The organism is Pedobacter ginsengisoli, assembly GCF_002736205.1.
Classification (GTDB): Bacteria; Bacteroidota; Bacteroidia; order Sphingobacteriales; family Sphingobacteriaceae; genus Pedobacter; species Pedobacter ginsengisoli_A.
In genome coordinates this window covers 3,191,822-3,204,690 of record NZ_CP024091.1, presented here as the reverse complement: position 1 = coordinate 3,204,690, position 12,869 = coordinate 3,191,822, and the positions used below count along the sequence as shown (strand labels likewise).

Sequence of the window (12,869 nt, the reverse complement as noted above, 5' to 3'; positions counted from 1 at the left end):
CATACTTCGTCACCAACTAAATATAATTTAGTTGGTGACCTATTGAATTTATATTATGGATACATTAAGGTTAGATTGTTTTAAGAAGATGTTTCTTTTAGGAATCATCATGTTAAGTTATGGTGTTTTATCCGCGTGCAGTAAAAAGACTTCTTTAGCAGGTTCGGATAATCAGGATGGGCAAGCGTCTGGAAAAAATATCTATGTGGCTGTTAATGGGAGCGATTCAAATAATGGAACATTGGAAGCTCCAGTAAGTACAATTCAGAAAGGGCTTGAATTGGTTAATCCTGGTTATACTGTTTTTGTTAGAGGAGGGACCTACAAGGAAAAAGTCTCTTTTTCTAAGTCAGGGAGGAAGGATAAAGTAATTACTTTAAAACCGTATCAAGGAGAAAAAGTGATCATTAGTGGTGAAGGTCTTTCTGTCTCAGGAAATGAAGCGTTGGTTACGGTAAATAATGTAAACTTTATTGTAATTTACGGTTTTGATATTTGTAATTTTAAAACTACCAGCGCATGGGTTAATGTTGATGGCATAGTTGTAAAAGGAGGCTCAACCAACATCTCCATAAAGAAGAACCGCGTTTTTAATATTGAAAATAATGCAACTGCAGAATTAGGTAGAAGTGGACATGGCATTCATATTATAGGAAATACCGAGGTTGCACTCACCAAAATTCTGGTTGAAGAAAATGAGATCTTTGACTGCAATACCGGATATAGCGAAAATTTAACCGTGAATGGATATGTAGATGGTTTTGAGGTAAGAAAAAATAAGGTTTATAAGGGAGAAAATATTGGTATTGTAGCTGCGGGTGGTTATGCAGCAAACTCCAATCCGGCATATAATTATGTACGCAATGGCATAATTGCAGATAACGAAATCTTTAATATCGATGGGAGAACCGGCCCAATTCCCACATACAAAGATCATAATGGTGCTATTGGTATTTACATCGACGGTGCCAGGAATATTCTGATTGAAAGAAACCTGGTTAGAGATTGCGGTCGTGGTATCGGAATTGTTAGTGAAACCGATAATTTTCCTACTCAGGAGTGTGTGGTAAGGAATAATCTAGTATACAATTGTTCCTTAGCAGGGATATATCTTGGGGGCTACATTGGCTATACAGGAGGAGGTACCAATAGGTGTTATGTTGTAAACAATACTATATTTCAGAACAGTAAAGATCTTGGCTACTCAAATGAAGTTGAAGGAGAGATCAGGTTAACCGAAAATTGTAATGACAATACCATCGTAAACAATATTATTTATCCAAGATCAGATAGGAGTGTGTTTATAAATAAACAAGTTACTGGTGGTTCAAATAATATTATAAATAGTAATTTGTATTATTCTAATGGATTGAGCATTTGGCGTTGGAATAATATTCCTTATACTGATTTTAATGCGTGGAAAGCAGCTTATGGGGGCGATGAGGTATCTTTGTTTGGGACAGATCCCTTATTTGTGAATATTGCCACTTATGATTTTCGTCTTAACCCTACATCACCTGCAAAAAATACTGGAGCTGTTATTTCTGCTGCTATAAATGGAACAACAGATATGGAAGCCAAGGCTCGTATTGTTAATAATTTGATTAGCAGAGGTGCATATCAATAGGTTTTACGAGTAGTTTGATTATTCTGTATTGGTCCTCGACAGGGCTTATTTGTAAAAAAATCAAGATAGTAAATTAATAGTTATATATTTGCAGGCTAAAAAGTAACCTTCTTTTCTCTGTATTTATTGAGCTTAATGAATTGAGGACTGGAGAGTTATCACAACTGATTTAATAGGTATAAGTAAATTATTTTGAATGGTTAAATCTCTATTTGTAGGAGTTAATTTTATTAAATCTTCAATAAATTTCCCAGAGATGTTTAGCTGTGAACGTATAAATAACAATCAAAAGCCTTACTGCTTGCGCAGAAGGCTTTTTAACTTTAAAGACAACCCGAATGCTTAATTTTGTTCTCTTTGGCCCACCGGGTGCAGGCAAAGGCACCCAATCAGAAAAATTAATTGAGAAGTATCAGTTAATTCACATTTCAACAGGCGACCTTTTTAGGGCCCATATTAAAAATCAATCTCCTTTGGGACAGCGCGTAAGTGCCCTGATTGCAGAAGGACAATTGGTGCCTGATGAAATTACAATCGCTATGCTGGAGGAAGAAGTTGATAAGAATCCAAATGCTAAAGGATTTATATTTGATGGTTTCCCACGTACAGTACCTCAGGCTGAAGCATTAGATGAGTTTCTTGAGAGCAAAGGAAGTTCAATTGCAGGTGTAATAGCACTTGATGTAGACCAGGAAGAACTGACTAAGCGCATTGCACAGAGACAAATAGAGACTGGTCGTGTTGATGATCAGGCTGATAAATTGCAGAAACGTATAGAGGAGTATTTCAGTAAAACGATCCATGTTCTGCCCTATTATGAGGGACAAAATAAGTTAAGTAAAGTGAATGGTATCGGAAAAATCGATGACATTTTTGCTGATTTAAGCGCTGTAATAGATAAATACTAATTCAATAATAATACAAGTAGCGGGGCGAATTTCTGGTTCTTCCCGCTATTTTCATATATCCTGAAAAGTTTTTCAGGTTTATTTTTTAAATAATAGAAGGTTATGTCACAAGGTTCCAATTTTGTAGATTATGTTAAAATATGCTGTCGCTCTGGAAAAGGAGGGGCGGGTTCTGCACACTTGCACCGGGACATTCGAACTTCTACCGGTGGACCTGATGGTGGAGATGGTGGTCGTGGTGGACATATCATATTAAGAGGTAATGCCCAGTTTTGGACTTTACTTCACTTAAAGTATCGCAAACACATTATCGCTCAGGATGGTGCCCCGGGTTCAAGCGGTACATCAACGGGCAAGCAAGGTAAAGATGAAATCCTTGATGTTCCTCTGGGTACTATTGCCAAAGATGCTGAAACCGGAAACGTTCTTTTTGAGATTACCCAGGATGGAGAGACCAAGATTCTTACTCCAGGAGGAAGAGGAGGCTTAGGCAACTGGCACTTTAAAACACCTACCTTGCAAACCCCTCGTTTTGCACAGCCAGGAGAATCTGGAAAAGAGGAGTGGATGGTGCTTGAACTTAAAGTTCTTGCCGATGTAGGCCTTGTCGGATTCCCTAATGCAGGAAAATCAACGTTATTATCGGTGCTTTCTGCTGCCAAGCCTGAAATTGCGGATTATCCATTTACCACTATTGTACCTAATTTGGGTATTGTGTCTTACAGAGACAGCAAGTCTTTTGTAATGGCAGATATTCCCGGGATTATAGAAGGGGCTTCCAAGGGTAAAGGATTAGGATATAGATTTCTCAGACATATAGAACGTAACTCTGTGTTGCTGTTCATGGTGCCTGCCGATACACAAAGAACAATAGCTCAAGAGTACGAGATTCTCAAAGCAGAGCTTAAGGAATATAATCCTGAACTTATGCAAAAACCACATTTACTAGCCATCACCAAATCAGACATGCTTGATGAAGAACTGGTAGCAGAAATGAAGAAAGAGCTCCCTAAAAATATTCCTGCTATATTTATTTCATCAGTAGCACAAAAGGGATTGGTTGAATTAAAAGATATGCTTTGGACTGCTATTAATAGCTAAGCATTTTTTCTGTTTATAAATGAATGGCCTTTCATTGTTCTAAAGGCAATTAATACGCTAATTAGCATCAATATCGCTCCGGCAAGAAATGGAGCCCCCGCAAATTTAATTGTTGCACCGGGTCTTGTAAACCAGGCAAATAAGTTTGTCATGAACAGCGGGCCTATAATTGCAGTTACACTCATTAAGCTTGTTAAGGCACCTTGTAATTCGCCTTGTTCATTTTGTGGAACATTGCCCGACATGATTGCCTGTAATGCGGGTCCTGCTATGCCACCAAGACAGTAGGGTACAAGAAAAGCAAACATCATCCAGCTTTTTGAAGCGAAAGCAAAAAGAAACAGGCCTACAGCATATAACAGAAAACCTACATAAATGCTTTTTTCATTACCTAATTTCGGGTTGATGAAACGGATTAGCCCTCCCTGCACTGCTGCCACAAGAACACCTACAACAGTTAAGGATACCCCTATCATAGAGGTACTCCAATGAAATTTCTCAATATTGATAAATGTCCATGTGCTTTGAACAGAATGGCTGGCTATATATAAAAAAACAAGTGCTGTAATTAAACCGCCAAGACCTTTGTATTTTTTCAGCTGTATTAATGATCCAAGAGGATTGGCTCTTTTCCACTCAAAAACACGCCTGTGTTCTTTGTCTAAAGACTCGGGCAATACAAAATAACCATAGACCACATTGATTAATGTTAATATGGCTGCAGCTACGAAAGGTACCCTTGGCCCCATTTCTCCAAGTAAACCCCCTAAGGCTGGGCCAATAATAAAACCTACGCCAAATGCAGCCCCAATCATTCCAAAATTCTGTGCCCGGTTTTCTTTTGTGCTAATGTCTGCTATATATGCCGTTGCAGTGGTCATGCTTGCCCCAAAAATACCAGCGATAATACGGCCCACAAACAACCACCAAATGGTAGGAGCTAAGGCAAGGAAAATATAGTCTATCCCAAATCCGAACAGAGATAAGAGCAGCACAGGGCGTCGGCCATATTTATCACTTAGATTTCCTATAATCGGAGCGCAAACAAATTGCATAATGGCGTAAACAAAGGTAAGCCAACCACTCCATTGGGATGCCTGACTAATATTGCCACCAATTAGCTGCTCAATTAATTGAGGAAAAACGGGGATGATAAGGCCAATGCCAATAACATCGAGTAGTAAGGTGATAAAAATAAAACTTAATGCAGCCTTTCGGGATGTTGCCATAAATTATAGAAGTGTTTTACACCCCGCAAGGTATAACATTTGGAGGTAAAAATTAAATGAAACCTTTACCCAAGTGTTGCTAATTGTGGAGCCTGTAATTTCCATAGGTTGGCATAAGCAGAATTTTTATTGAATAACAGCTCATTATGTGTTCCTTCTTCAACAACAAAGCCTTTGTCTAACACAATGATCTTATCGGCATTGTTTAGGGTGCTTAAGCGATGGGCAATAACAATTACAGTTTTATTTTGAGCTTTTAACAGATCAATCATCTTTTGAACATATCGTTCAGAAGCAGAATCCAATGAAGAAGTTGCTTCATCCAGGATCAGAATCTCCGGGTTAGTATATATGGCCCTGGCTATCGCTATGCGTTGTCTTTGTCCGCCTGAAAGGGTAGTGCCATTTTCTCCAAGGTATGTTTGAAATCCTGACGGCAGGGTTTCTATAAAATCAATAATTCCAAGCTGAGTGGATATATCAATAATTCTTTGAATATCCGGCTCATAATCACCAACAGCGATATTGTCGATCACATTCCCTGCAAAAAGGTCAATTTTCTGTGGTACAACAGAAACAACGTTACGAAGAGAGGAGTTGCGGATATACTTCAGGTCATACTTGCCAATACTCACATTACCTTTTTGTATAGGGTATATGTTTTGGAGTATAGACATAAGTGTTGATTTTCCAGAACCGCTTTCTCCAACTATTGCAGTAAATTTGCCTTTAGGTATAATAAGGTTAAGGTTTTCAAATACGGTAACCCTTGTTCCGTAACGGAAAGAAACATTTTCAAAATGAATGTCGCCTATTTTGTCAGCAGTAAGATCAATCTGATTCTCTTCATTTTCTCTCTCCAGATCCATTATTTCAAATAGCCTGTCTGCTGCAATAACAGCATCCTGAACGGTTCTGTTCATGCCAATTAGAGAAGATACTGGTCCGGTAAAATAACCAATAAGTGTATAGAATGATAAAAGTTCACCAGGAGTAATTTTGTTTTCTAATACATAACCGGCACCCACCCATAACAAAATGATAGTTAATAAACGGGAAACAAGTTCCGAGGAAGTTCCTGAAAAAACAGCGTTAATATTAGACTTAAGCCCAGTTTGCAAAAGTTTAATAAAACGTGTTTCAGTTTTTTCATTTGCATGTCCTTCTAATCCGAAGCGCTTTATTGTTCCTATTGCATTTAGGCTTTCCACTAACTGTGATTCCAGTTCAGCAGAATCTTCCATTAGTTTTCTCTGCGCTTTTTTATTCAGCTTATTGGTGATATAATAAATCAGAAGATACAATGGGATTACTGTGAGCATAATTAAAGCAAGCTTCCAGTAATAAGTAAACATCATTATAAAAGAAAAGAATACAATAAAAATATTTACTAAGAAGTTTATGCTTACATCATTTAAAAATGCTCTGATTTTTACTGCATCATTAATTCTGGAAATAATTTCGCCGACACGCATGGTGTCGAAAAATTGCTGCGGAAGCTTTAACAAATGTTTGTAGTACCCTAATATCAACTGGGCATCTATCATTTGGCCGGTTTTGAGCGTAAAGATAGTTTTGGCTGTGCCTATAAAGAGTTGTGATGCCAGAATGAGGATCATCCCAACACTCATTAAGTTTAGGAGGTTTCTATTGCCATCCACAAGTACAAAATCCACCAGTTTTTGAACAAATACAGAAGTAGATAAACCAAGGATGGTATATACAATTGCGCCAAACAAAGCCTGAATGAGGATACTTTTATGTGGTCGTATCAGGCTCCAGAAGCGGCTCTGTACGGATGTTTTTTCATTTCCCGACTGGAATTCTTCAGCAGGAAGAAGCAATATTAAAGCTCCGGTCCACTCCTTTTTGAACAGCTCGTGACTTTTACGATGTAACTGGCCATCAATAGGATCCATAACCTCTATAAACTTATTGGTAACCTTGTAGATTACCACGTAATGCTGCAGAATGTTATCTATAATAAGATGTGCAACAGCTGGTTTAGGAATTTTAAACAAGCTTTCAAAGGGACCTTTAACACCTTTGGCTTCAAAGCCGAGCTTCTCTGCGGCTTCTACCATTCCAAGTACATTAGTCCCTTTTTTGTCGGTACCTGCAAGTTGCCTGATACGTGCAACAGGTAAATCCAGTTTATAATGAGAAGCTATTGATGCAAGACAAGCCGCTCCACAGTCAGTTATATCGTGTTGTTTTACTTTGATGCTCATAGCCTTCTCATATCGTTCCGCCAACATTTGGATTTACCCAATCATCTACCTTGTCGTACAGTAATTGGTATAAACTTCTTTCGGTTACCGTAAAGCGGGCGGTAAAATTCATCCCTTTTTTTAAATATCCTTTATAACCATTTTTTAGAATCAAATAATTCTGATCGAGACTGCATTTTACTTTAAATACAGGTTGGTTATTATTAATGATAATAATGTCATCAGAAATATCCAGTACTTTTCCCTCTGCTAAACCCCATTGGTTGTAGTTAAAGGCATCTATCTGGAAACGCACTTGCTGCCCTTTTTTTATTAGGCCTATATCAGCAGGCTTAATATAGCAAAATGCTGTTAGGTTGGTGTCAGGAGATATTTCTCCTATTTTTTGATTCGCAAAAACGTAAGCACCCTTTTGAAGGCCAACTAAATTCTGTACAGAACCTGCAATTGGGGCTCTTAATATATATTGTTTTTTTTGTTCGTTGATCTCTACCTGCTGGCCTGAAAGTTCGCGCAATTCATTTCGTAATTGATTTGCTTCTGTTTGCCATTGGGTCTTGTATTTTGTGCTTACCATTAAAAAGGCTGATTCTGCCTGTTCAAGCTCAAATTTATACTTATCATATTCAGATTCTGTAAGTACTTTATTCTGGTACAATTTGTTGTATCTGTTAAAAGTGCTCTCTGCTTGTTTTTTTGTTATTCTGGCATTTTCAAGTTCCTGGGCAAATTGCTGCCAAGATGCATTGTACTGCCCTGTTTGCAGGCTCGGATAACTATATCCGTTACGGTTAATGTAAATTAATAGCATCTGTATATCCTGTAGGAACTGTCCAATTTGTCCCTGACGGTTTTGTACCAAGGCACCCTGCTGTTTGGGTAGCGCTCCATCAATAATTAAGAGTGTATCGCCTTGTTTAAGTTTCTTGTTGTCTGTAAGCTTTAACAGGGTGAGTCTGCCATTTACAGGTATAGTTAATTCAGTTTTTTCTATTGAAGATTGTAATAGCCCAGAGCTTTTTACACTAATTGGGGTTTTTATAAAAGGTAAGGCCATAAAGGTTCCAAGGATTGCAAATACTGCAATTAGGTATATTAGCCTGGTTGACTTACTGATTTGTGATCGATAAACAAGAGAGGTGCTTGAAATAGTTTCGGCTGAATAGGTGGACAGGGGCATAGGATTGGATATTAAAGTAACCACTATTCTGAAATTCAGAATAGTGGTTGCGGATATTTTTTCTTACAGGCTCCAAACCAGTTTCAAAACATTGGTTAATGTTTTGCTTAAGAAAGCTGAAGTATCAGCTGCAACAGAGTTTACGGTTCCTACTACAGAAGTCAAAAGACCATCTAAGATACCACCAAGTAAACCACCGCCTTCAACTTTTGTCATTTCAGCTGTGTTCATTTCCTGAACACCAAGATTGTTTAATTCTAATTTGTTCATAATAGGGGGTTGTTATTATTAATTCCTTACTCTTTAAAGGCTTTTCAGGATACGCCTATGTTGGCCAACACTGAAACGAAAGTAATGATAAAAGTGAAAAAACAATGGCCGAAGAAATCCATCTGAGAAAGTCAATTTATTAACCTACATAGGTAAAATGTGGGTTTTTTGGCAAGAAAACCATCTGTATTCTATAAAAATCAGGAGTTGGTTAGGGTTTGTTCAATTTGTTCATTTAGTGCACTGGAAGGAAGCTTACTTTATAAAATCAAATTCGGTATTATTCTATATACTCTCAATCCGTATTTTAAGGTATTCATTCCTATATTGAAGTGGAGTTTTTCCTGTTACCTCTTTAAACTGCTTGTTAAAATTAGAAAGCGTAGTATAGCCTGAATCGTAACTGACACTATTGATGCTCATTTTGTTCTCATTAAGAAGTTTTCGTGCATAATCAATCCTAAGTTCTTTTAAAAAATCAGAAAAAGATTTGTTTACTCTCGACTTAAAGTATCTGCTAAATGAGCTAGGGGTCATGTTTATCAGGTCCGCTATAACTTCAAGGCTTATTTTATCCCTAAAGTTTTTCATAATGTACCTGTAAATCTTATTCATCCTGTCAGACTCAGTCTTGTTATTTATTGGAATATAATTTACGTGGGTAATCGGATGACAATCAGTAGAGTCTGCAATTTCATCTAGAATCTGGAGCAATATAATTAATCGCGATACACCTGTTGCATTCAGGAGCTCCTGCATCATTCTGCTTACCTTCTTATTCGTTTTACCATAAATTTCCAGACCCCTTCCTGCTTTTTCAAATAGTAAACGGATGTTCTCCATTTCTTCTTTTGAATTTATAATTTCACTAAGAAAATTCTGAGGGAAATAAATAACTATACCCAGAGTTTTTGACGATTTTTTGGTGTCTGGGTCATTCCTCCATAAATGAGGTAGGTTAGGTCCCGTGAATACAAGATCTCCAGGATTAAATTGCTTTATGTTGTCACCAATAAAACGCGTTCCCCATCCTTTCAGAACCAGAAATAATTGATATTCAGGATGTAGGTGAAGGCTTGGGTCGAAGTTTAATTCTTCCAGTCTCTTAATTACCAGTAGTTTAGAATTTGGTATGGCTGATTTTTGAACAACACTTTTCATCTGATGTGAAAGTATAAAAAAATAGATTAATGACAAAATAGACTTAAAAACTGATAATATTTAGATAGAATAATGATAAAAAAAGTATCTTATTTGTATTTCCAAATATAATAATGACCAAATGAAAAAGATTATTTTTCTAATCGTATTAAGCAGTGTCTTGTTTCAATACTGTTCAAATAAAACAAGAGTAGTTGGCGGAAATGTCGAGAAACAGCATCCCCGCAGAGCTGAGGTTCTATTTCTGGGGAACGAAAGTACCCATCACAATTCATCAAAACTTGCACCGATGTTGATTAGTCCTCTTTTCGGACTGGGTGTTAATATTACTTATACAACAGATACCAGCTTGTTAAATTCAGAAACACTTAATAAATACGATGGTATAATTATCTACGCTAACTATGATACAATTACACCTGATAAGGAACAAGCCTTAAAGGATTTTGTTGAAGGAGGAAAGGCCTTGATCCCAATTCACTGTGCTTCTTTCTGCTTTCAAAATTCTGATTGGTATATAAAAGCCGTTGGCGGACAATTTAGTACCCATAAAACAGGTGTATTTTCCGCAGTAACAGTGAATAAAAATCACCCTGTTATGAAGGGTGTCAATCCTTTCTCATCATGGGATGAAACGTACGTTCACACCAAGCTTAATCCTGACATGACGGTATTGCAGGAACGAGTAGAGGGTGATTTGCATGAACCTTATACCTGGGTTAGAAAGCAAGGTAAAGGAAGAGTTTTTTATACCGCAAGTGGGCATAACGACAGCACCTGGAAACAGCCAGAGTTTATAAAATTGATAAGCAATGGTGTACTTTGGGCTTTGGGTGATAAGGTGCAAAAACAAATAGCCGACTATAAAATTCCTGTTGGCGTATATTCAGATGCAAACATTCCGAATTATGAAAATCGAAATCCGGCACCTAGGTTTCAGCATGCTTTTACTGCCGAAGAATCTCAAAAAAGGATGCAGGTGCCTGTAGATTTTGATATACAGCTTTTTGCCTCAGAACCAGATATTATTAATCCGATCTCGATGGCATGGGATGAAAAAGGAAGATTATGGGTAATAGAAACTATAGACTATCCAAATACAATAAGAAATAAAAATGGCAAGGGCGATGACAGAATAAAAATTTGTGAGGATACTGATGGAGATGGTAAGGCAGATAAGTTTACAATTTTTGCAGATGGTTTGAATATTCCTACAAGCATCATGTTCTCAAATGGAGGAGTAATAGTAGCTCAGGCTCCAGATTTTATTTTTCTGAAAGATACTGATGGCGATGATAAAGCCGATATCCGTGAAACCATCATTACAGGGTGGGGTAAAAGTGATACGCACGCCGGCCCTTCAAATTTAAAATACGGATTTGATAATAGGATATGGGGAGTTGTTGGGTATTCCGGGTTTGATGGCAAAATAGGCGATCAGAATTTCAAGTTCGGTCAGGGTGTTTATAGCTTTAGTCCAGATGGAAAGAACTTTGATTTTAAAGGAAGAACAAGTAATAACACCTGGGGATTAGCCTTCACTGAGGATAACGATGTATTTATTTCTACGGCAAACAATACGCATACTGCATTTTTCTCGATGCCAGATAAATACATGCATAAGGTTTTACCTGGTTCTAATGTTCAGTCTGTTCAAAAGATTGATGGTCATTATGAAATGCACGTCGTTTTCCCGAACTTAAGACAAGTAGATGTACATGGTGGTTTCACCGCTGCTGCAGGCCATAATTTTTATACAGCCAGAAACTTCCCTAAAAGCTATTGGAATAGAACGGCTTTCGTTTGCGAGCCTACGGGAAGGGTTATTCACAGTGCTATACTTGAACAAGATGGGGCTGGGTTTAAAGAAAAAGATGGCTGGAATTTTTTAGCAAGTTCCGACGAATGGGTAGGGCCAGTTCATGCAGAAGTTGGTCCGGATGGTGCAGTTTGGGTAGCAGATTGGTACGACTTCATTATTCAGCACAACCCTACACCTCGCGGATTCGAAAATGGCGAAGGTAATGCATACATTAATCCTCTTCGCGATCGTGTCCGTGGTCGTATCTACAGGATTAAATATAAAAATGCAAAACCATACACCCCAATTAAGCTCTCAAAAGACAATCCTGATGGATTACTCTCAGCCTTAGAAAATGATAACCTATTCTGGAGAATGACAGCACAGCGTCTGATAGTTGAGTCTAAAAATCAGTCGGTTATTCCGGGACTTTATAAAATCATTGGAAATCAAAAAGTTGATGAAATAGGATTAGACGGACCTGGAGTAAATGCAATCTGGACCTTACAAGGATTGGGTGCATTAGATGGTTCTAATGCCGAGGCTTTAAAGGTAGTAGAGGGAGCATTAAACCATCCTGCTGCGGGTGTAAGAAAGGCAGCAATTCAGGCGCTTCCAAAAGATAATGCAATGATTGGCTCGATCCAAAAAGCAGGGCTTCTAAAAGATAAGGACCTTCGTGTACGATTAGCAGCGATACTTGCTATAGCAGATATACCTGCATCAGTTCATTTGGGGCACCTTTTGTACGAAGCAGCAACTGATTCGGTAAATGCAAAAGATAAATATATTGCGCAGGCATTATATACTGCTGCATTATTGCATCACGAAGGATTCCTGGCGATGTTTAAAACAGCTTCAAATCCATCTGCATATATTCAAACGATAGTTAAGGATATAGTTCCAAATGTGAAAAATAAAGATGCAGCCGGATCTGAAAAAGAACATCATGCAGCAAATCCTGCCAATGAGGTAATAATCAATATTAAGGTGGTTGAGCATGTAATGAAATTTAATAAAACCTCATTCACTGTAAAAGCAGGTCAAACGGTAATAATTAATCTAGAAAATCCTGATTTTATGCAACATAATATGGTGATAGCTAAACCAGGTACGCTGAAAAAAGTTGGTGCAGCGGCAGATGAAATGGCCAAAGATCCTAATGGTGCAGAGAAGAATTATGTGCCGGCTATTCCTGAAATCTTGTTTGCAACTAAGTTGCTGAATCCTGAGGAAAAAGTTACCTTACAGTTCACTGCGCCTGATAAACCGGGAGATTATCCTTTCCTATGTACCTTCCCGGGGCATTGGAGTATCATGAATGGTATGATGAAAGTAACCAAATAAATAAGAAGTAAATA

The 12,869-nt window shown here is 37.8% G+C and carries 9 protein-coding genes; 4 read left to right on the top strand and 5 right to left on the bottom strand.

Going from position 1 to position 12,869, the window contains the following annotated elements:
* The first annotated feature begins 55 nt into the window (after window positions 1-55).
* The 3 genes from CPT03_RS13240 to obgE all read left to right on the top strand — a co-directional run bounded on the left by CPT03_RS13240 (window position 56) and on the right by obgE (window position 3,636).
* Complete coding sequence (locus CPT03_RS13240) at window positions 56-1,627, top strand: right-handed parallel beta-helix repeat-containing protein (protein ID WP_099439294.1); 1,572 nt, start codon at window positions 56-58, stop codon at window positions 1,625-1,627.
* A gap of 338 nt (window positions 1,628-1,965) precedes the next feature.
* Complete coding sequence (locus CPT03_RS13235; protein WP_099439293.1) at window positions 1,966-2,535, top strand: adenylate kinase; 570 nt, start codon at window positions 1,966-1,968, stop codon at window positions 2,533-2,535.
* 102 nt (window positions 2,536-2,637) lie between these two features.
* Window positions 2,638-3,636 carry a GTPase ObgE gene (obgE, locus tag CPT03_RS13230; protein ID WP_099439292.1) on the top strand — a complete coding sequence of 333 codons (999 nt, stop codon included), beginning with the start codon at window positions 2,638-2,640 and terminating at the stop codon, window positions 3,634-3,636.
* On the opposite strand, the gene CPT03_RS13225 is transcribed toward obgE, so the two are convergent.
* The 5 genes from CPT03_RS13225 to CPT03_RS13205 all read right to left on the bottom strand — a co-directional run bounded on the left by CPT03_RS13225 (window position 3,633) and on the right by CPT03_RS13205 (window position 9,707).
* The gene (locus tag CPT03_RS13225) at window positions 3,633-4,865 is read right to left on the bottom strand and encodes a TCR/Tet family MFS transporter (protein WP_099439291.1); all 1,233 of its coding nucleotides are present in this window, start codon (window positions 4,863-4,865) and stop codon (window positions 3,633-3,635) included. The two genes, obgE and CPT03_RS13225, sit on opposite strands and share 4 nt — an antisense overlap.
* A 65-nt stretch (window positions 4,866-4,930) precedes the next feature.
* Window positions 4,931-7,096, bottom strand: a complete 2,166-nt coding sequence (locus tag CPT03_RS13220; protein WP_099441111.1) for a peptidase domain-containing ABC transporter — start codon at window positions 7,094-7,096, stop codon at window positions 4,931-4,933.
* 7 nt (window positions 7,097-7,103) lie between these two features.
* Complete coding sequence (locus CPT03_RS13215) at window positions 7,104-8,300, bottom strand: HlyD family secretion protein (RefSeq protein WP_245869838.1); 1,197 nt, start codon at window positions 8,298-8,300, stop codon at window positions 7,104-7,106.
* A 39-nt stretch (window positions 8,301-8,339) separates the two neighbouring features.
* The gene (locus tag CPT03_RS13210; protein WP_099439289.1) at window positions 8,340-8,546 is read right to left on the bottom strand and encodes a hypothetical protein; all 207 of its coding nucleotides are present in this window, start codon (window positions 8,544-8,546) and stop codon (window positions 8,340-8,342) included.
* A 285-nt stretch (window positions 8,547-8,831) separates the two neighbouring features.
* The gene (locus CPT03_RS13205) at window positions 8,832-9,707 is read right to left on the bottom strand and encodes an AraC family transcriptional regulator (RefSeq protein WP_099439288.1); all 876 of its coding nucleotides are present in this window, start codon (window positions 9,705-9,707) and stop codon (window positions 8,832-8,834) included.
* Window positions 9,708-9,828: 121 nt separating this feature from the next.
* On the opposite strand from CPT03_RS13205, the gene CPT03_RS13200 reads away from it, so the two are divergent.
* Window positions 9,829-12,855, top strand: coding sequence for a PVC-type heme-binding CxxCH protein (locus CPT03_RS13200; RefSeq protein WP_099439287.1), 3,027 nt, complete (start codon window positions 9,829-9,831; stop codon window positions 12,853-12,855).
* Window positions 12,856-12,869 lie beyond the last annotated feature (14 nt).